We start from the raw sequence: 19,707 nt of genomic DNA, 5'->3' as shown, positions 1-19,707 counted from the left end.
CCGGTGACCGTCAGCTCAGGTGATGCGGCTGCGGGTGCGACTTGTGCCCTTCGTCCGATCCCTCGTTGTCCTGATGGCCGTTCGCCGTTCCCTGCACACCCGTCCCGGCCGGAACCATCGAGATGATCACCGACTTCGAGGTGGGGCAATTGCTCTGCAGCGCAGTCGAATCCAACGGAATCAGCGGATTGGTCTCCGGGTAGTACGCGGCAGCCGATCCACGCGGGGTGTCGTACTCGACGATGCGGAACGACGGAGCGCACCGTTCCACGTCGTCGTCGTCCCACTTGGTGACGAGGTCGACCATGTCGCCGTCGCGGAAGCCGAGCGTGGAGATGTCTTCTCGGTGCAGGAAGATGACGCGTCGGCCGTTCTCGATGCCGCGGTACCGATCGCTGAGCCCGTAGATCGTGGTGTTGAACTGATCGTGGCTGCGCAGCGTCTGCAGGATCAGATGGCCCGGCGGAACCTGCAGCACATCGATCGGCGAGACCGCGAATTCGCCCTTGCCGCTCTTGGTTTCGAACGTCCTGCTGTCGCGAGGGGGATGCGGTAGGACGAAGCCGCCGGGGCGTCGAACATTGACCTCGTACCCCTCGCAACCGGCGACGACGCGCGAGATGTGCTTACGGATGTTGCGGTAGTCGTCGCGGAAACCCTTCCAGTCGAGACCGTATCGGGTTCCGAGGGTGGCCTCGGCGATACCGCTGACGATCGCGACCTCCGAGCGCAGGAACTCGCTCGCGGGCTTCAGCGGTCCTCGGGACGAGTGCACCGAGCAGGTGGAGTCCTCGACCGAGATCCACTGCTCGCCACTGGCTTGCACGTCCTTCTCGGTGCGGCCCAGGGTCGGCAGAATCAAGGCGGTCTCACCGCAGACGAGGTGGGATCGGTTGATCTTGGTGGAGATCTGCACCGTCATCCGCATCTTGCGGAGCGCCTCGAAGGTGACGTCACTGTCCGGCGTGGCCTGGACGAAGTTTCCGCCGAGCCCGAGGAAGAAGTGCGCCTTGCCGTCGCGCATGGCCCGGATGGAATCGACGGTGTCCAAGCCGTGCTCGCGCGGTGGCTCGAAGTCGAACTCCGCGGCCATCGCGTCGAGGAACTTCACCGGAGGGCGCTCCCAGATGCCCATGGTCCGGTCGCCCTGCACGTTCGAGTGGCCGCGTACCGGGAGCAGGCCTGCTCCTGCCTTGCCTATGTTGCCCTGGGCGAACGCGAGATTGGTGACTTCCTTGATGGTGGCGACGGCATTGCGGTGCTGCGTGAGGCCCATGGCCCAGCAGAAGACCGTCGCCTTGGAGTCGCGCAGCATCTCGGCGGCCTCGGTGATCTGCGCTACCGACAATCCGGTCACCTCGGTGACGAGGTCCCAATCGACCTCGGCGACGTGCGCCTTCCACGCGTCGAAGCCGACGGTGTAGTTGTCGAGGAACTCGTGATCGAGTGCGTCCCACTTCACCAGGAGCGAGCCGAGTGCTTGGAACAGCGCGAGGTCGCCGTTTAGCTTGATCGGCAGGTGCAGATCCGACAGGTCCGTTCCCGGTCCCACCATGCCGCGGGGGGTCTGCGGATTCTTGAAGTTCAGCAGACCCGCTTCGCGAAGGGGGTTGATGGACAGGATCTTTGCGCCGTTCTGCTTCGCCAGCTCGAGGGCCGAGAGCATGCGCGGGTGATTGGTGCCGGGATTCTGTCCGGCCAGGATGATCAGTTCGGCGTTGTGGACGTCGTCGAGGGTGACACTGGCCTTGCCGATGCCGATGGATTCCTGCAGTGCGATGGACGTCGACTCGTGACACATGTTGGAACAGTCGGGCATGTTGTTGGTGCCGAACGACCGCGCGAACAGTTGGTACGTGAACGCGGACTCGTTGGAGGCGCGGCCCGACGTGTAGAAGATGGCCTCGTCGGGACTGGCGAGAGACTTCAGCTCGTCGCCGATCAGGCGGAACGCGTCGTCCCACTCGATGGGCTCGTAGTGGCTGCCGCCGGGCAGCTTGATCATCGGATGCGTGATGCGGCCCTGCTGGCCGAGCCAGTGCTCGGTATGTCCGTCGAGCTCGGCAATGCTGTGCTGCGCGAAGAACTCCGGGGTCGCTCGCGTGGTCGTCGCCTCCTCGGCCACGGCCTTCGCGCCGTTCTCGCAGAATTCCGCCGCGTGCCGGTGGCCCGGATCCGGATCGGGCCAGGCGCAACTCATGCAGTCGAAGCCCTCGGCCTGATTCAGTTTGAGAAGTGTCTGAGCGGTGCGCTTCGGGCCCATGTGCCCGAGTGCTCGCTTCATGGACACGGCAACGGCGACGGGGCCTGCCGCGTGGGTCTTCGGCTTCTCGATATCGAGCTCGGCCTCGTCGACGTCGCTGTCGGTGCGTCTCATGCGGGTCCCTTCGTTGCGTTACCCCCGCACTCGACCATAGCCGTTGGCTCAGCCGGCGAGGAGCTTGGTCACCAGATCCACGTACTGCTGCTTCGCCGAATCCTGGCTCGTACCTTCGAGCTTCGCCCAGGCATCGAACTTCGCACGGTTCACCATGTCCAGCCGCCCCGGCCGCTTACCCGAGACATCACCGATCGAACCCTGCTTGTAGAGCGAGTACAGGCTCAGTAGATCGTCGTTGCTCGGCTTGGACGTGAGTTTCTTGACGTCAACCTGCGCATCGGCGAACGACTGGTCGAGATCGGACATGAAAACTCCTTCTGGTCGAGGTGGTGTCATCCTTGCACGGAGGCTGTGGAAATCAGCCGAATGCAGTGCGCCACGAGAGCGTCACGGCTGACGGTCACGGTGCCGTCGAGGTAGCCGATGAACAGAGCGGTCAGCGCGCCGACCGTTCCGACGGCGATCAGCTGTCGGTCTTCGGTGTCGGGAAGTTGTGTGTGGACCAGTTCGACGAAACCGGGCAGCAGATCGAGACCGCGGCGGCTCAGCGCCGGTTCGGCCAACGGCGCAATGAGTAGTACCCGCCCCGTTCGCGGTTCGTCGATGATGAGTTCGACGAATGCTCGGACCGGCGCGTCGATGGTGTCCTCGGGGGTGGCCGCCGCACTGACGGCGTCGAGCAGAGCGTTTCGAGCCCTGGTGCCCACCCACTGATACACGGCGCGGACGAACGAATCCCGGTCGGTGAAGCTCTCGTAGAAGTAGCGCTCGGTCAGTCCGGCGGTACGGCAGACGGCGCGCACGTTGACAGCAGGCCCGTCCGGGGAGCCGAGGAGCTCGACCCCGGCTGCGAGCAATGCGTCGTACCGCTTGGTTCTGCGCTCCTCCAGCTGTTGACTACGCATGTTGTCAACTCTAGTCTGACAACATGCGTAGTCAGAGTGATCGTCCGGTCCCGCTCGGTCCCGACTCGCTCACCTGGAAGTACTTCGGCGACTGGCGTGGGATGCTGCAGGGCGTCTGGGCAGGGTCGATGCAGAACATGCACCCGGGGCTCGGGGCCGGGGTGGAGCAGCATTCGACGTTCTTCGACGAGCGCTGGCAGCGCCTGTACCGATCGTTGTACCCCATCGGCGGGGTCGTGTTCGACGGCGATCGTGCCGAGGAGACCGCACTGCAGGTCCGCGGCTACCACACGAACATCAAAGGAATCGACGCCAAGGGGCGCAAGTACCACGCACTCGATCCCGACACGTTCTACTGGGCGCACGCCACCTTCTTCATGGGCACGGTGCTCACCGCCGACCACTTCATGGGCGGACTGACAGAGGTGCAGAAGGTGCAGCTGTTCGACGAGCACGTGCAGTGGTACCGCCTCTACGGCATGAGCATGCGGTCGGTACCCGCCACCTGGCCCGAGTTCCAGCAGTACTGGAACCACATGTGCAGCACCGTGTTGGAGGACAACATGGCCGCGCGTGGGGTGTTGGACCTGTCGACACTGGGGCCACCGCCGTACGCATCCTGGCTACCCGAGCCGATCTGGGCCGTGTTCCGTCGTCCGGTGGCGAGGCTGTTCGTCTGGATCACCGTCGGGCTCTACGACGAGCCGGTACGCACACTTCTCGGCTACAGCTGGTCGGACCGGGACGCAAAGCGTTTCGCGCTGTTCGGCAAGGCGGTGAACCTCGTGTTCGGGGTGGTGCCGCCGCGTCGTCGCCTGCACCCGCGGGGCCGCGCCGGTTGGGATCGCGCCACGGGGAGAATCCCTTCGACGACACCGCTCGTCCACACCCCGGCCCGAAATCTGCCGCCCGTGGAGCGACGATCGGACCCTTCGCATTACAGCCCGAAGGTGTAGATCGGCGCGCTCGGGGTACCACGCGGGTATGCATACCGTCAGAACCGGAACCGGAACCCCGATCGTCCTCGTCCACGGGCTCGGGTCCTCGCACCGAAACTGGGACCCGATCGTTCCTGCCCTCGCCAAGCATCGAGAGGTCATCGCCCTCGACCTGCCCGGCTTCGGGCAGACTCCGCCTTTGGCAGAGGTCTCCATCGCGACGTTGACCGACGCCCTGAGAGAATTCCTCGACAACGAGGGACTGGCCGACGCCGACCTCGTCGGTAGCTCCATGGGCGCTCGGATGGTCGTCGAACTGGCCCGCCGCGGTCATCGGGGGTCGATGGTGGCGCTCGATCCCGGCGGATTCTGGAACGACCGTCAGGTCAAGATCTTCGGAGCCACCATCACCGCGTCGTTGGCGCTGATGAAGAACGTGCAGCCGCTGGTGCCGTTCCTGGCCGGCAACCCCGTCACCAGAACGGCTGCGCTGGCTCAGTTCTCGGCTGCTCCCTGGAAGCTGCCGAGTGAATTGGTCGAGCGGGAGCTGAAGGGCTTCTCCTCCAAGACGTCACCGTCGCTCGACGCTGCGCGCAAGGCCCTGATTCACGGGCCGAAGCAGTTGGGTGCCACGAAAGGCTCACTGCAGGGTTCACTGCTCATCGGCTGGGGTCGCCAGGACAAGGTGACGACGCCCAGCCAGGCAAAGGTGGCGCTGGAGCGATTCCCCGACGCCACCCTGCACTGGTTCGACAAATGCGGACACTTCCCGCACTGGGATCAGCCGACCGAGACGGCCCGGGTCATCCTGCGGGCGACAGGTCGCTAGCGCTCACATGCGTCAGCCGTTCCACCAAGGCCGCAGGGGGACGCCTGCTTCGCCCTTCGGTCCGAGCTTGACCGCCAGAACCTGGTGCAGCTGAACGACATTGCGCTCGAAGCCCAGGCGGGATCCGGCCATGTACAGGCCCCAGACTCGGGCTGTTCCTTCACCGGCCTCGGCGACGCAGGCATCCCAGTTGTCGACAAGGTTCCGGCACCATCCGGCGAGGGTCAGGGCATAGTGCTCGCGCAGATTCTCCTCGTGGCGAACCTCGAGTCCGACGTCCTGGATCTCGGTGATGATGCGGCCCGAGCCGGTGAGCTCCCCGTCGGGGAAGACATACCGGTCGATGAAGCTGCCGGCCTTGGCATGGGCGCGGTTGTCCGGCCGGGTGATCGAGTGGTTGAGCAGCCGACCGCCGTCACGCAGCTTGGACTGGATGAAGGTGAAGTACGACGGATAGTTCTGCACGCCGATGTGCTCGGTCAGTCCGATCGACGAGATTGCGTCGAAGTTGGTCTCGGGTACGTCGCGGTAATCGGAGAAGCGCACCTCGGCGAGGTCGGAAAGTCCTTCGTCGGCAATGGCTTTCTGCGCCCACGACGCCTGCTCCTGGGAGAGCGTCACGCCGATGACCCGGACGCCTCTGCGTGCGGCGTAGCGCACCATCGAGCCCCACCCGCAGCCGATGTCCAGCAGGCGATCACCCGGTTGCAGGCCGAGCTTGTCGAACACCAGGCGGTACTTGTTCTCCTGTGCAGCCTCGAGAGAGTGGTCCGCGCTCTCGAACGCCGCGCAGGTGTACGTCATCGAGGGGCCGAGCACCTGCTCGTAGAAGGCGTTGGACACGTCGTAGTGGTGATGGATCGCTTCGGCGTCGCGAGTCTTGGAGTGACGCAGACCTTCTGCGATACGACGCCACCGCGGAATCGCCTCCTGGGGCGGGGGAGCGATGGGCCGCAACACATCCCAGCCGAGCGAACGCGCGATCGACGTCAGTGTCATCGCCGACGGTCGACGGAAATGCAGCTCGTCGCCCATCAGCGCCAGCAACTCGTACGGGTCGCCGGGATGAACGCCGGTGGCTTCCAGGTCGCCCGAGACGTAGGCACGCGCCATGCCGAGGTCGCCGGGAGCAGTTGCGAGATAGGTGGTTCCGCGGGGACTCTTGAGGTTGAGGCCGATCTTCGCGTCCTCGGGTCCTGCGGTGCTGCCGTCGTATGCGGTGAAACGCAATGGGATGTTGCCGTCGGAGATCAGTTCGAGAATCTCGGAGATCTTGAGCTTCTGGGCACCGTTCACCGTGCGATTGCCGGAGTCCTTGAACGTCGTCATTTGCGTTGCACCGCCTTCGAGTACAAATCCAACAATCGGGATTCGGGATCGTATTTCTTTTTCAGTTCTTCGTATCTGTCGCCGCCGTACAGCACAGCGAATTCATCCTCGGTGTAGTAAGCGTCCGAGTACAGCGATTTATGCCCGTCGAAGTCGGTTACTTTCTTCTCGATGGCGCGGTTCGCGGCACCCTCGGGTTCGCCGGCAACGATCGGTACCGAGGACCAGAAGCCGATGTTGACGTAGGTGCGCTTCGGTTCGAGTGGGTACAGCGGCCACGGCCGGGCCGGATTGGCGCCGGGGGCCGCCGGCTCGCGAAGACGCAACGGGCACAACCACAACGGCGCGATCGGAATGTTGTCGAGGAACCACGTCACGAAGCCGGCGGTGTGTTCGATCGGAACCTCGACGTCCTGCACGACGCGTTCGCGCGGCGGCTTTCCCTTGCGCTTCTCGAGTCGGTCGGCAATGTCGTACTTGCGATCGAGGCCGATCAGTTTCCAGTAGAAACTACTGCGTCGGTACTTACGCGGCCAGAAGCGTCGAATTGTCGGGTTCTGGGTTCCGAATGCGCGGGAGCACCAGAACCAATCGGTGTCCCAGCGCCACAGGTAGTCGTGAATGGTCAGCCGGTCGGTCTTCGGTGTGTCCGAATCGTGTTGGATCGAACGGTAGAAGATGTCGGCACCGGTGTAGTCGCTCACCGGCCCGGGTTCGTCGGTCTGAACGCCGAGCGTGAGGTAACTTTCGTCGGCGCTGAAGACCACGCCGTCGAGGTATTGGACCGCGATGCCGTCGTACTCGCGGTGGGTGACGATGGTGTCCATCGTCGACTGAAGGGTCTCGAGGTCGTGGAATCGTAGGTGGCGCAACGCGACATACGGCAGCACGGTCTCGAGCTGGATCTTCAGCCGAGTCGAGTAGCCGAGGGTGCCGTAGGAATTGGGGAAGCCCCAGTACAGATCTGTGTGTTCGCCCTCTGGCGTTGCGGTGACGATCTCGCCGCTGCCGGTGAGTACGTCGATCTCGAGTACCGACTCGTGCGGGAGACCGCTGCGGAACGACGTCGACTCGATGCCGAGGCCGGTGACGGCACCACCGAGGGTGATCGTCTTGAGCTGCGGGACGACGAGGGGAGCGAGGCCGTAGGGAAGCGTCGCGTCGACCAGGTCCTCGTACGTGCACATGCCGGCGACATCGGCTGTGCGCGAGGCGGGATCGACGGTGATGACCTTGCTCAGTCCCGACACGTCGAGCCCAGGCGTGGTGGTGGTCGTCCGGGCCCGGAACAGGTTGGACGTCTTCTTCGCCAGACGCACCGTCGCAGCGGCCGGAATTGCGCGATAGCTGCGAAGCAACTGCTCGACACCCGACCGGTGCGCTGCGTAACCGCTCTCCCTCGGTTCTGGCCGTCGTCCGAGAAGAGCATTCACTGAAGCCACGTATTGACGCTATATCTCGTACCGCGTGGTATCCACCGGCATCGGCGTCCGACCGGTGAAACTTCACGCAACTGTTGCCGAATCGGAGTGGGGAATCGGAGCAAACAGGACAAATGGTTGGGCCATGCATGTGTTTTACGGGTGCGAAATTCAACTTGTGAAGCACGTCACAGATGTGTCGGCGCGATGCCGAATGTGGTTCCGAGGGGAGGCAGGATGGACGCACATCCCGTTCGCTAGAGAAGGAGAACGTTTCCGTGGCTCAGGTCAGTGCATCCAGTTCCGCAACCATCGCCACCACGCCCGATCGGGTACTCGCCGCTCTCGCCGACTACGAGACGGTGCGCCCTCGCATCCTGCCCGAGCAGTACCGCGACTACGAGGTGGTGCAGGGCGGGCAAGGAGACGGAACGGTGGCCACCTGGACCCTGCAGGCCACCGAGAAGCGAGTGCGCAACGTCGCCGCGACCGTCAGCGTCGCCGGATCGACCATCACCGAACGCGATGCCAACTCTTCGATGGTCACCACCTGGTCCGTAGCCCCGGACGGCGCAGGCACCACGGTCACCACGACGACGGAATGGAAGGGCGCGGGCGGAATCGGCGGATTCTTCGAGAAGACGTTCGCACCGCTCGGTCTGAAGAAGATCCAGGCCGCGACGCTGGAGAATCTGCGCCGCGAGTTGATCTAGACCTTCTCGAAGTCGGGATCCTGGATGAGCGCCAGGGTCCCGACCACCACGGTGCGCATCGACCACAGAAACATGCCGTCGGGTCCACGGTCGACCGTGTCGTACGCCCCGGGGAGAGTCTCGAGGTCGGTGCGAGCGGCAATGGCGTCGTCGTACTCACGATCGCGTCGGGCTTCGTTGTAGACGATCTCTGCTAGTGCGATGGCGTGCTCGACGACAGTGATGACGGCCCATGTCGCCTGCTTGTGTGTGAGGTCGTAGCGCAGCCGGTAGCTCGTCTGCACCACGTCGGCCATCCGAAGGCCGTCGATGGAACTGGGAGTCAGGCCGATCAGGTACTCCGCGATGCCCGGGTTGGTGTGCACCAGCTCGCGCATCGCCGAGGCGAGTGACAGCAACGCGTCGTGCATCGATTCGTCGTCACCGGGAAGCGGCGGCGACCACCGGCGCAGAATCTCCTCTGCCACCAAGGCCTTGAGGGAGCACAGATCGTCGATGTTGTTGTAGATCGCGACGATCGAGACGCCCAGGCTGTCGGCCACCGACTTCACCGTCACTTTGGACAGGGTCAGTGCAATGCCTGCCTCGGCCATGGTCTCGGGAGTCACCCGACGCTTGCGAGGGGTTGGGCTCGCCGGCGCGTTCATGCCTTCAGGCTACGGGGGGCTCAGAAGTGACGGATGCTCAGACGTGGGGCGTGTGCGGACGCGAGTCCTCGAACCCCGTGCGACTACGCTGGTGTTTGCTTCGACCCACGCGAGAGGACGGCACAGTGCAACCCGGTGAGCAGCCCGACATGGCATCGATCCTGCAGCAGGCCCAGCAGATGCAGCAGCAGCTGATGGCCGCGCAGGCCGAGATCGCGGAAACCGAAGTGACCGGCCAGGCGGGCGGCGGACTCGTAGTCGCCACGGTCAAGGGAACCGGTGAGGTGGTCGGACTGGCCATCGACCCCAAGGTCGTCGATCCCGGCGACGTCGAGACCCTGCAGGACCTGGTGATCGGTGCCATCGCCGATGCGTCGAAGGCAGCGCAGAACGTCGCGAGCGAGAAGATGGGCCCCCTCGCTGGTGGTCTCGGTGGCATGCCCGGCCTGCCCGGGTTCTAGGCGGTGTACGAAGGTCCGGTTCAGGATCTGATCGACGAACTCGGCAAGTTTCCCGGGGTCGGTCCGAAGAGCGCTCAGCGCATAGCCTTTCACCTCCTCGGTGTCGAACCGCCTGAGGTGGACCGGCTGATGCGCGCACTGCAGCGCATCCGCGATGGTGTGCAGTTCTGCATCGTGTGCGGCACGGTCTCGGACAAGGAACTGTGCCGAATCTGCGCCGACTCACGACGCGACAGGTCGATGATCTGCGTCGTCGAAGAGCCCAAAGATGTTCAGGCCGTTGAACGTACGCGAGAATTCAAGGGCCGCTACCACGTGCTCGGTGGAGCGCTGGATCCGCTGAACGGTGTGGGTCCGGACCAGCTGCGCATCCGAGAGTTGTTGACTCGCGTGGGAACTCAGGACGACGGAGTGGACGTCACCGAGGTCATCATCGCTACCGACCCCAACACCGAGGGCGAAGCAACGGCCACGTACCTGGTGCGCATGATGCGAGACTTCCCCGGCCTGGCGATTACCCGCCTCGCATCCGGTCTGCCCATGGGCGGAGACCTCGAATTTGCCGACGAACTGACGCTGGGCCGCGCTCTGACCGGACGTCGACGTATGTAGAGCGGCTTCGCCGCACGTGCACGGAACTTCGTAGCAGGGGTCGAATTTGTGCTCACGACCCCGAGTTATGCACAGCCTGTGGATAGATTCTGACGCGGTCACGTCGAATCGACCATTCTGAGGTCCATGAGGACGAGACCAGCGGGTACCTGGCAGCGGCTACTGGACGCTCAGCACGGAATCATCACGACGAAGCAGATGTACGAGCACGGCGTCAACAAGGACTCGATCGATCATTGCGTGGAAACCGGTCAGTGGCTGAGGGTATTTCGTGGGGTCATATCGGTGACCAACGGGCCGCTGACTCGTCAGATGCAGCTGTCGGCAGCGTTGCTGTATGCGGGGCGGGGAGCGTTGCTCAGCCACAGTACCGCCGCCGAGGAGTGGGGTTGGGTCAGGCCCGGGCCAGGCCCCGTGCACGTCACCGTTCCTTATGGATGCTCGGCGACCAGCAGGCCACCGACGATGAGGCACGCCAAGCAGAACTTCACCTCGGAGAGCAACGAGCAAATCCATCCAGGTGTCGTCGTCCATCGTTCCCGTGCCATGGGACACATCGGTATCGAGTCGAATCCTGCGCGCACGAGCACTGCCGACACGGTCCTGGACCTGGTCGTCGCGGAGCGGACGTCGAGGCAAGCGACGATCACATTGGTCTCGACGATGTCCTCGGGTGGCGTGAACGTTGCGGCCATGACGCGCAAGATCGAGGCTCGGCGACCGATGCGCTACCTGAAGCCGATTCTGCACACCCTGGCTCTCATGCGCGACGGGGTTCATTCCGCGCTGGAGCACCGTTACGTGCTCGACGTCGAGCAGGCGCACGGCCTACCTGCCGCGCAGCGACAGGCCCCGGTGTTCGTCGACGGCAGGCAGCTCTTCGAAGATATTTGCTACGAGAGTTGCGACCTCATCGTCAGACTCGACGGCCAGGCCTTCCACGCTGCCAAGCAACGACGCTTTCGCGATCGCAGACGCGACAATGCCGCCGAGCTACGTAACCTGCCGCGGTTGATGTACGGCTGGCACGAAGTGACCCAAGACCCGTGCGGGGTGTATCGCGAGGTCCGCGAGGTGCTGGTCAGAGAGGGATGGGACGACGCGTCGTACCCGTGTGAACGGTGCACCTTGTGAGCGGAAATTCGTAGTGGGCTACGAAGTTTCGTTCACGTGCGGCGAAGCCGCTCCTCGCGCAAGCGAGCCACCTCGGGCAGCTCGAGCGGAGCGAGAGCCGTACCCAAGGCCCGCTCCAGCAGGTAGTCCGCCAACTCCGGGTTTCGGGCGAGAACCGGGCCGTGCATGTACGTGCCGATCACAGAACCTTGTACGACGCCTTCGCGGCCGTCGCCGACGCCGTTGCCCACCCCGTGGGTGACCTTGGCGAGTGGGGATGCATCCAGACCGAGAGTCGTTCCACCGCGGTGGTTCTCGAAGCCGGTGAGTTTCTGTGTCAGGCCGTCGAGCGCAGGTTCGGTGACGACCTCGCCGATGGAGCGTGTGGCCTGCGGTGCGGTGGTGACGTCGAACAGGGAGATGCCGTCGACGCGTTCTCCGGCGGAGGTCTCGTACCAGTGGCCGAGTACCTGGATCGCGGCGCAGATCGCCAGCACGGGGGCACCGCGAGCCGCGGCGTTCTGCAATCCTGGATATCGGGTGAGGTGACGCGTTGCCAGGCGTTGAGCCGAATCCTCGGCTCCACCAAGGGTGTACACGTCGAGTGAATCGGGAACCGGATCGCTGAGGGTGATCTGCACGACCTCGGCGTCGATCTCGCGCATGCGCAGCCGCTGTCGCAGAATGAGCGCGTTGCCGTTGTCTCCGTACGTGCCCATCACGTCGGGCAGAACGAGGCCGATGCGAACGGTGGACTCAGACATCCTTCACCTCACGTGCCAACGCGCGACCGAGATCACGGAACGCGGTGTAGTTGGCGAGTACCTCGACGCGTCCCGGTGGGCAGGAAGCGATGGCCTGCAACGGATTTGCGATGGTGGTGTGCTGCGAACCGGCGTAGAGGAGCCGCACTCCCAGGTCGGTCGCGCGCTCACCGGCGGCGACGACGGCGACGTTCTCGAAATGCTCGAAGCGAACGTCCCACAGCCACGACAGGTCCTCGCCGTCCGGTACCTGACCGTTGACGGCGATGACGAGTCCATCGCAGGTGGGGTCGATCATCGACAGCGCCTCTTGCCAGCCGGCGGGGTTCTTGGCGAGAAGCATTCGGACGGAATGGGAACCGTACTGGATGGTGGAATAGCGCCCGGCGACCTCGTCGACGCTCGACGCGGCTGCGACCGCATCTTCCGCGGTCGCGCCCAGCGTCACCGCGGCGGCTACTGCTTGAGCTGCGTTGCCGCGGTTGGCTTTTCCGGGCAGCGACAACGTCATCGGCAGGACGAGTCCGTCGGGTCCGTAGAGATTCTCGTCGTCCAGCCACCAATCCGGGGTCGGACGCTTGAAGTCGCTGCCGGTGCTGTACCAGTGTTCGCCCTCCCAGAGGATGGGTTCGCCAGTGCGTGGGCAGCTGACCGAGTCGCCCGCCCACCCGCCACCGGCGGCGACCCACACGACGTTCGGGGCGTCGAATGCGGCCGAGGTGACCAGGACGTCGTCGCAGTTGGCGATGACGACGGTCTCGGGGTGCCGGGCCAATCCGGCGCGCAGCTTACGTTCGATCATGTTGATCTCGCCCACGCGGTCGAGCTGATCGCGACTGAGATTGAGCAACACGATCGCAGCGGGCTCGACGGCGTCGGACACATGCGGGACGTGCAGTTCGTCGACTTCGAGGGCAGCCAGTTCGGCATCGAAGTGCGCGTGCAGAGCCGCGACGATGCCCGCGTCCATGTTCGCGCCGTCCGCCTGGGTGGCCACGTCGCCGAGGGTGGCCAGGGCCGCGGCGGTCATTCTGGTGGTGGTGGACTTGCCGTTGGTGCCGGTGACGATGACGGTGCGTCGACCACGGCCGAGTCCGCCGAGGATGTTCGGATCGATCTTGAGGGCGACGAGCCCGCCGATCATCGATCCCTTACCGCGGCCTGCTTTACGGGACGCCCAGGTCGCCAGCTCCGCCGCGCGCAGTGCCACGCGGCCACGTGCGCCGATACGTCTGCGCTCACCCACTTCAACCATCCGCCGAGTCTGGCACAAAAGAGCATGCAGTTTCACGTCGGCGGTTTCTGGCCCCGGGTCGTTCCGCAGGCTCCACTCCCGCTACCCCTGGGTCGTTCCGCAGGCTCCACTCCCGCTACCCCTGGGTCGTTCCGCAGGCTCCACTCCCGCCCCTCACACCGGCGCTTTCTCCTGTACTTCGGCGGGCCGCCGGACGGCCATACCGCCGAGGCAGCCGCCGATCACGACGACGCCACCGATCAGCGCCAGCACCGAGGGGTTCTCGCCCAGGAAGATCCAGGCACCGGCAATGCCCACCACGGGAACCAGCAGTGAGAACGGTGCAACCAGTCCGGCGGGGTTGCGGCTCATCAGGATGCTCCACAGGCCGCTACCGATGATCGTGGCCGGAATCACGATGTAGGCCAACGCGACCAGACCGGGCCAGCCCTGCGAACCGAACGAGTCGGCGAGCGCGTGCCAGCCCGTGCTCGGGCCCTCGACGACCGCCGACAGCGCCAACATCGGCAACGGCGGGATGACGGTCATCCACAGCATCAGTGTCATCGGGGAGTCGGACTTGGCGAGTCGGTTCCCGAGATTGCCGAAGGCCCAGCCCAGACCGGCGAGCAAGGTGAGGATCACCGGCAGCAGGGTGGCGTTCTGGGCACGATCCCACCCGATGAGCACCATGCCGAGCACGGCCACACCGATCCCGATCGCCTGCCTGCGGCTCACGTGTTCGCGTAGTAACAGCGCGCCGAGAACGACGGTGAACGGCGCGGACGACTGCAATACGAGCGACGCCAACCCGGTGGGCATCCCTGCCGCCATCGCTGCGAACAGGAAGGCGAACTGAAGAAAGCCGAATCCGAAGCCGTAGAGCAGCAACCACTTCAGGGGCACCTTCGGCCGCGGGACGAAGATCACGACCGGAACGGCGATGACGAGGAACCGCAGCGCGGCGAAGAAGAAGGGCGGGAAGTGATCGAGCCCGACGCGGATGGCGAGGAAGTTCAGCCCCCACAGCACGGCGACGGTCAATCCGAGCAGGCGGTCGCGGGTGGTCATGTCGTCAATCGTGACGGGAGCAAATGATCAGCACAATCGAATATATCCGCACAGACAGTTAAGATTTTCTGCATGAACGTGGAGCGGCTCCGGATCCTGTCGGAACTCGCCGACCGTGGAACCGTTGCATCGGTCGCCGACGCGTTGTCGATGACTCCGTCGGCAGTGTCTCAACAGCTCAAGTTGCTGGCTCGCGAGGCCGGCGTGACACTGCTCGAGCCCGACGGCCGTCGGCTGCGCCTCACCGACGCCGGTCGTGCCTTGGTGCTGCGAACCGACGATGTTCTCGCTGCTCTGGCCCGCGCGGCAGCGGAGATGGATCGTTATCGAGCGTCCCCGCGGGGACGCGTCCGCGTGGCACTGTTCCCGTCCGGTGCCGCGCTGCTCCTGCCGGGAGTGTTGACCCGTCTCGCGGGCTCGGACGTCGACATCGACGCCCGCGACGAGGATCTGCCGGCATCCTCGGTGCCCGAACTACTCGCCGACTACGACGTGGTGCTCACCCACCGGGACGATCGGGCTCCGTCGACGGCGGGTCCACGGATCGACGTGACGACCCTGATGCGTGAACCCATCGATCTGGTGTTGCCTCTCGATCACGCACTGGCGCAGCAAGATTCGATCGATCTGAGGAGTCTGATCGACGAGCGATGGATCAGCGTTCGCGGTGGTTTTCCGGTCGACGATGTGCTGCTCTCGGTGGCCTCCGTGACCGGAGTGCAGCCCCGAGTCGTTCAACGGATCAACGACTTTCGAGTGACCGAAACCCTCGTCGCCGCTGGGCACGGCGTGGCCTTGATGCCGCGCTATGCCGTCGTGCATCCGGGTCTGGTGCGTCGAGAGCTGTCCGGTGTGCGGGCCGGCCGCATCTACGAACTCGCGACGAGGCCCGCGGCCGCACGACTGCCCGCGATCGCCGCTGTGCTCGACGCGTTCAGGGCGGAAGCGGAGTTCAGGACAGGGCTTTGGCCTTCAGCGTCCTGAACTCGTCCTCATCGATCGTTCCGTTGTCCAGCAACGCCTTTGCGTGTGCGATCTCCTCCGATGCCGACCGCCCGGCCACGTGCTTGATGTAGTCCTCCTGCTGGTCTTTGGCGTGCTGCAGGGCAGCAACTTGACGCTTGGCCATGTTGCTGCCGTTGGCAATGAGGTAGACCAGCGCGGTGAAGAACGGCGCGATGATGAGGAAGAGCACCCACAGGGCCTTGACGACCCCGGATGTCTTGTGGTCACGGAAGAGGTCTCCGATGATCGAGAACATCACCATCAGGTAGGCCACGAAGGCGAACCCGACGATGAGAAGCCAAAGAAAATCCCAGAAAGAGTCCATGGCGAACTTCCATTCTCTAAGGTGCCCCGACGGCAGATCCAGTGTGGCATTCGCGGCACCCGTGCACACGGGTCTTTGGTCCCTTTGGTGGCTGGAGGTCCGAGTGAGCCACGCATCGACCGCGCCCGCTGTCGTTCGTGAGGACTCCACAATGCAACACGCCGCCCACCCCGAAAGGTGAGCGGCGTGCCGTCGAGCAGAGAACCTATTTCAGTGCGCGGTTCACAGCCGAGACCACTGCGCGCAGTGATGCAGTGGTGATCGACGTCGCGATTCCGACGCCCCACACGGTGGTGGCGATTCCATCAGGAGAGGTGACAGAGGCTTCGACGTAGGCCGCGGCCTGAGCATCGTCGCCTGCGGACATCGCGTGCTCGGAATAGTCGAGGACGCTGACGTCGTAGCCGATGGTGGACAGCGCGTCGACGAACGAGGCGAGGGGTCCGTTGCCGGATCCGGAGATTTCCTGCTCGACGCCGTCGACCTTCACCGTCGCGACGATCGTGTCGGTTCCGCCGTCCACCTCTGCAGCCTGTACCGACTGCTTGATGCGCTCGAGCGGCCGGATCGGGGTCAGGTACTCCTCGGCGAAGACGTCCCACATCTCCTTGGGCGAGACCTCGCCGCCCTCGCCGTCGGTGATGCGCTGCACGGCCTGGGAGAACTCGATCTGCAGTCGACGCGGCAGGTTCAGTCCGTGATCGGACTTCATGATGTACGCGACGCCGCCCTTGCCCGACTGCGAGTTGACGCGGATGACCGCCTCGTAGGTGCGACCGACATCCTTCGGGTCGACGGGCAGGTACGGAACCTGCCAGGTGACATCTCCGATGTCCGTACCTTGTTCGTCCGCAGTGACTTTCATCGCGTCCAGGCCCTTGTTGATGGCGTCCTGGTGGCTGCCGGAGAAGGCCGTGTAGACCAGGTCGCCGCCGTAGGGGTGACGCTCGGCGACGGGCAGCTGGTTGCAGTACTCCACCGTTCGGCGAATTTCGTCGATGTTGGAGAAGTCGATCTGCGGATCGACGCCGCGGGTGAACAGGTTCAGCCCGAGCGTGACCAGGCAGACGTTGCCGGTGCGTTCGCCGTTGCCGAACAGGCAGCCCTCGATGCGGTCTGCGCCGGCCTGGTAGCCGAGTTCTGCTGCAGCGACACCGGTTCCGCGGTCGTTGTGCGGATGCAGTGACAGCACGATGCTGTCGCGGCGATCGAGATTGCGGCTCATCCACTCGATCGAGTCCGCGTAGACGTTGGGCGTCGCCATCTCGACGGTGGCAGGCAGATTCAGAATCAGTGGCTTGGCGGGGGTGGGATCGATGATCGCGGTGACCGCGTCGCACACCTCTTTGGCGTAGGCGAGCTCGGTGCCGGTGTACGACTCGGGGGAGTACTCGTAGCGCCAGTCGGTATCGGGGAACTTGGCTGCTTCTTCGAGGACCTTGCGGGCACCGTCGGTGGCGATCTTCTTGATGACATCACGCTCGGCCCGGAACACCACGCGTCGCTGCAGGATGGATGTCGAGTTGTAGAAGTGCACGATGACGCTGCGGGCACCCTCGCACGCGACGAAGGTGCGTTCGATCAGCTCGGGGCGGCACTGCGTCAACACCTGGATGGTGACGTCGTCGGGAATCGCGCCGTCCTCGATGATCTCGCGGACGAAGTCGAAGTCGGTCTGGCTGGCCGACGGGAAGCCGACCTCGATCTGCTTGTAGCCCATGCGGACGAGCAGGTCGAACATCCGGCGCTTGCGGGCCGGGCTCATCGGGTCGATCAACGCCTGGTTGCCGTCGCGCAGATCCACGGCGCACCACTGCGGCGTCCGGTCGATGATCTTGTCCGGCCACGTGCGGTCGGGGAGGGTGATCGGCTCCACTTCCTCGGCGAACGGCCGATAGCGGAACGTGGGCATCGAGGAGTTCTTCTGGGTGTTCCACGCAGGCTGGTCGCTGGGAGCGGGCCGCGAGGGCGGGGTGATGGTGCGAGATCCCGAGGTGAATGCGTCGGCTGGTGACATGGTCTTCGTCTCTCCGTACAGATCAGAGCAATGTGTTCGACCGGCGCAACGAACCCCGCGACGGGAAGCCAGTCTGGTCTCAGACCCCGTCGCGGCTGTTAAGAAGGAGAGCTCGCAGCATGGGCCGAGTGTACTACCGCTCGCCGACGGCTCACCCCAGGGTTGACGCGTCGAATTCTGTGGTCACCACGTCGAGTCGTCGTTGCCACTGCTCGATGTCATCTATTCGTCCGACGTCGGTCACCGTCCAACAGTGCGCGAGCAGCTGGTACCCGAGGCGGTCGACCTCGGCGTGCTGCGGCCACACCCGGTGCGCCCACCGCCGATCGTTGTGCGCGGCCTCGGCACCTGCGAGAGCGGACCCGACGAGCTCGAACTGAAGGTCCCGCCGCACAGCGAGAGCTTTCGGCGCAGCCACGTCCTCGGTGGGCACCACCGTCAGCAGTTCGGCAGCAAGCGACAGAACTCGGCCGTCGGACCACCTCAGAGTTCGACGAAACGCCGCGGGAAGCAGCAGCCAGAGGGCCGCGAAGGCGAAAGCCACGCCCACCGTCGTTTCCACGATCCGGTCGACGACGATGTCCTGCAGCACGGCACCCGGGTGCGTGAGCGTCCCCATCAGCAGGGCCAGCGGCGTGATGAACGTGACCGCCAGGCCGTAGTTGCGCGCCACCGACACCTCGATCGCGAACTGCAACACCATCAGCACCACGATGACGGCCAGGCCGGTCAGCGGGGAGAGGAAGATGGCCGAGAACAACGCCACGCCGGCGAGAGTTCCGCCGAGCCGCTGCAGTCCCCGATAGGTGCCGTGCACCCGATCGGGACCCTGCTGCAGTACCAGAACGGCACCGAGGATCGCCCAGTCCGGTCGGCTCAGACCCAGCGCGACGCTGAGACTGCCCGCGGCCGCTGCCGCGCAGAACACCCGCATGGCCGTGGAGGCCGCATGCGAGTCCCGATGCAGAGAGCGCCGCAACCGATACCCGACGCCCGGCCGAGCCAGCGGCAGCTGATCGGGCACGGCGTCGACCGCGCGATCCGGATCCGTCCGTTCGGAGATCGTCGCCGCGAAGGCCAGGTGCGCGTCGAACAATCTCCGAACCAGTACCGGTCTCGACGACAACCGCGCGGCACCCGCGTCGTACACCGCAGACCAGGCCGAATGCAGACGCGCGGCGGCCGCGTGACGGTCGGCGGCAGACGCCGTCGGCGAGCCCGTGTATTTCTCGATGGCACCCACCGCGGCTCCGACGGCCTCGCGCTCGGGTCCACGCGGATCCCACAGCACCCCGGACATCGCCACCAGCAGCGCCGACGCGACACCGATGGCCGCACAGGCCGCTGCGTGCCCGGCACCGATGCCGGCTCCGGGGACGTACGACGACACCGCGCACACCAGCACGAAGAAGAACGCTCCCGGCGGTCCCAGTCGCAGCGCGGCTATGACGTACACCGCGACGAGAGCCAGCAGTGACAGCACCGCCACCGGGATCATCTGCGCCCAGCCGGTGTTACCGAGATCGAGCGCCATCTGCCCGGCCGTCGCGCCGAGCCACACCGACGCCGTCAACGCACCGCCCGCGGTCGGAACCACCCACCATCGTGAGCGGTAGGGACGACCTTCGCCGTAGATGACGGCGAAACTGCCCGAGACCACCAGCAGTGCCTCGGCGTGGAATCCGAGCACCCACGCCGCGATCGCGGGGATCCCGAACGCGAGAGCCGAGCGCAGTCCACCGGGCCAACGACGGCCGACAGCGGGAAGCCCGAAGAGCACCTTCAGACCTCGAGCCGGCGGGGGTGGGCGATGCTCGGGAACGGTCACTCGAACATGTTAGGACAGGCATATCCGCAGGCGAACCACCCTGAACTCCCAGCTCGGAGCTACCCGGACCACTGTTCGGGCCGCTCGCTCGGTAAGGTGACCCGCGGACAATCGA

19 protein-coding genes are annotated in these 19,707 nt (G+C 65.0%); 7 read left to right on the top strand and 12 right to left on the bottom strand.

The window, feature by feature from the left end:
* Positions 1-10: 10 nt before the first annotated feature.
* Genes MTX35_RS06805 through MTX35_RS06795 form a run of 3 tightly spaced genes read right to left on the bottom strand, consistent with a single transcriptional unit; the run spans position 11 to position 3,285 of the window.
* On the bottom strand, positions 11-2,377 hold the full coding sequence (locus MTX35_RS06805; RefSeq protein ID WP_243594245.1) for an FdhF/YdeP family oxidoreductase: 2,367 nt from the start codon (positions 2,375-2,377) through the stop codon (positions 11-13).
* A gap of 48 nt (positions 2,378-2,425) precedes the next feature.
* On the bottom strand, positions 2,426-2,686 hold the full coding sequence (locus tag MTX35_RS06800) for an acyl-CoA-binding protein (protein WP_008712642.1): 261 nt from the start codon (positions 2,684-2,686) through the stop codon (positions 2,426-2,428).
* A gap of 26 nt (positions 2,687-2,712) precedes the next feature.
* On the bottom strand, positions 2,713-3,285 hold the full coding sequence (locus MTX35_RS06795) for a TetR/AcrR family transcriptional regulator (protein ID WP_243594244.1): 573 nt from the start codon (positions 3,283-3,285) through the stop codon (positions 2,713-2,715).
* Positions 3,286-3,308: 23 nt separating this feature from the next.
* Between MTX35_RS06795 and MTX35_RS06790 the strand changes: the two genes are divergently transcribed.
* Both MTX35_RS06790 and MTX35_RS06785 read left to right on the top strand, forming a co-directional pair.
* Positions 3,309-4,241: an oxygenase MpaB family protein gene (locus MTX35_RS06790; RefSeq protein WP_243594243.1), complete on the top strand. Its 933-nt coding sequence runs from the start codon at positions 3,309-3,311 to the stop codon at positions 4,239-4,241.
* Between the two features lie 28 nt (positions 4,242-4,269).
* On the top strand, positions 4,270-5,052 hold the full coding sequence (locus tag MTX35_RS06785; RefSeq protein ID WP_243594242.1) for an alpha/beta fold hydrolase: 783 nt from the start codon (positions 4,270-4,272) through the stop codon (positions 5,050-5,052).
* A 12-nt stretch (positions 5,053-5,064) separates the two neighbouring features.
* Here the strand turns inward: MTX35_RS06785 and MTX35_RS06780 are convergent, their stop codons facing one another.
* Together MTX35_RS06780 and MTX35_RS06775 are read right to left on the bottom strand one after the other, a co-directional pair.
* Entirely contained in the window at positions 5,065-6,381 is a 1,317-nt protein-coding gene (locus tag MTX35_RS06780; protein ID WP_243594241.1) for a class I SAM-dependent methyltransferase, read from the bottom strand.
* Positions 6,378-7,823, bottom strand: coding sequence for an FAD-binding oxidoreductase (locus tag MTX35_RS06775; RefSeq protein WP_243594240.1), 1,446 nt, complete (start codon positions 7,821-7,823; stop codon positions 6,378-6,380). The genes MTX35_RS06780 and MTX35_RS06775 overlap by 4 nt, the downstream gene beginning before the upstream one ends.
* 257 nt (positions 7,824-8,080) lie before the next feature.
* Between MTX35_RS06775 and MTX35_RS06770 the strand changes: the two genes are divergently transcribed.
* The gene (locus MTX35_RS06770; RefSeq protein WP_243594239.1) at positions 8,081-8,515 is read left to right on the top strand and encodes an SRPBCC family protein; all 435 of its coding nucleotides are present in this window, start codon (positions 8,081-8,083) and stop codon (positions 8,513-8,515) included.
* Here the strand turns inward: MTX35_RS06770 and MTX35_RS06765 are convergent.
* Positions 8,512-9,162, bottom strand: a complete 651-nt coding sequence (locus MTX35_RS06765; protein WP_243594238.1) for a hypothetical protein — start codon at positions 9,160-9,162, stop codon at positions 8,512-8,514. The two genes, MTX35_RS06770 and MTX35_RS06765, sit on opposite strands and share 4 nt — an antisense overlap.
* Positions 9,163-9,311: 149 nt before the next feature.
* On the opposite strand from MTX35_RS06765, the gene MTX35_RS06760 reads away from it, so the two are divergent.
* The 3 genes from MTX35_RS06760 (at position 9,312) to MTX35_RS06750 (ending at position 11,369) form a co-directional block, all read left to right on the top strand.
* Complete coding sequence (locus tag MTX35_RS06760; protein WP_243594237.1) at positions 9,312-9,623, top strand: YbaB/EbfC family nucleoid-associated protein; 312 nt, start codon at positions 9,312-9,314, stop codon at positions 9,621-9,623.
* A 3-nt stretch (positions 9,624-9,626) separates the two neighbouring features.
* Positions 9,627-10,235, top strand: coding sequence for a recombination mediator RecR (gene recR, locus MTX35_RS06755; RefSeq protein ID WP_032379989.1), 609 nt, complete (start codon positions 9,627-9,629; stop codon positions 10,233-10,235).
* A 126-nt stretch (positions 10,236-10,361) separates the two neighbouring features.
* Entirely contained in the window at positions 10,362-11,369 is a 1,008-nt protein-coding gene (locus tag MTX35_RS06750) for a type IV toxin-antitoxin system AbiEi family antitoxin domain-containing protein (protein WP_243594236.1), read from the top strand.
* A 32-nt stretch (positions 11,370-11,401) separates the two neighbouring features.
* Here the strand turns inward: MTX35_RS06750 and MTX35_RS06745 are convergent, their stop codons facing one another.
* The 3 genes from MTX35_RS06745 to MTX35_RS06735 all read right to left on the bottom strand — a co-directional run bounded on the left by MTX35_RS06745 (position 11,402) and on the right by MTX35_RS06735 (position 14,417).
* Positions 11,402-12,112 (bottom strand): type 1 glutamine amidotransferase, encoded by a 711-nt coding sequence (locus tag MTX35_RS06745; protein ID WP_243594235.1) that lies wholly within the window; start codon positions 12,110-12,112, stop codon positions 11,402-11,404.
* Positions 12,105-13,367, bottom strand: a complete 1,263-nt coding sequence (locus tag MTX35_RS06740) for a Mur ligase family protein (RefSeq protein WP_243594234.1) — start codon at positions 13,365-13,367, stop codon at positions 12,105-12,107. The genes MTX35_RS06745 and MTX35_RS06740 overlap by 8 nt, the downstream gene beginning before the upstream one ends.
* 153 nt (positions 13,368-13,520) lie before the next feature.
* On the bottom strand, positions 13,521-14,417 hold the full coding sequence (locus MTX35_RS06735) for an EamA family transporter (RefSeq protein WP_243594233.1): 897 nt from the start codon (positions 14,415-14,417) through the stop codon (positions 13,521-13,523).
* A gap of 72 nt (positions 14,418-14,489) precedes the next feature.
* On the opposite strand from MTX35_RS06735, the gene MTX35_RS06730 reads away from it, so the two are divergent.
* A complete protein-coding gene (locus MTX35_RS06730) occupies positions 14,490-15,401 on the top strand; it encodes a LysR family transcriptional regulator (RefSeq protein WP_243594232.1) in 912 nt (303 codons plus the stop codon).
* On the opposite strand, the gene MTX35_RS06725 is transcribed toward MTX35_RS06730, so the two are convergent.
* The 3 genes from MTX35_RS06725 to MTX35_RS25970 form a co-directional block, all read right to left on the bottom strand.
* Positions 15,370-15,747, bottom strand: a complete 378-nt coding sequence (locus MTX35_RS06725; protein ID WP_243594231.1) for an SHOCT domain-containing protein — start codon at positions 15,745-15,747, stop codon at positions 15,370-15,372. The two genes, MTX35_RS06730 and MTX35_RS06725, sit on opposite strands and share 32 nt — an antisense overlap.
* 205 nt (positions 15,748-15,952) lie before the next feature.
* Positions 15,953-17,764 (bottom strand): 2-isopropylmalate synthase, encoded by a 1,812-nt coding sequence (gene leuA, locus MTX35_RS06720; RefSeq protein WP_243594230.1) that lies wholly within the window; start codon positions 17,762-17,764, stop codon positions 15,953-15,955.
* 151 nt (positions 17,765-17,915) lie between these two features.
* A complete protein-coding gene (locus MTX35_RS25970; protein WP_243594229.1) occupies positions 17,916-19,592 on the bottom strand; it encodes an FUSC family protein in 1,677 nt (558 codons plus the stop codon).
* Positions 19,593-19,707: the final 115 nt, after the last annotated feature.

This window comes from Rhodococcus sp. ARC_M12, assembly GCF_022810385.1.
Taxonomy (GTDB): Bacteria; Actinomycetota; Actinomycetes; order Mycobacteriales; family Mycobacteriaceae; genus Rhodococcoides; species Rhodococcoides navarretei.
This window is presented reverse-complemented; position numbering and strand designations above follow the sequence as displayed.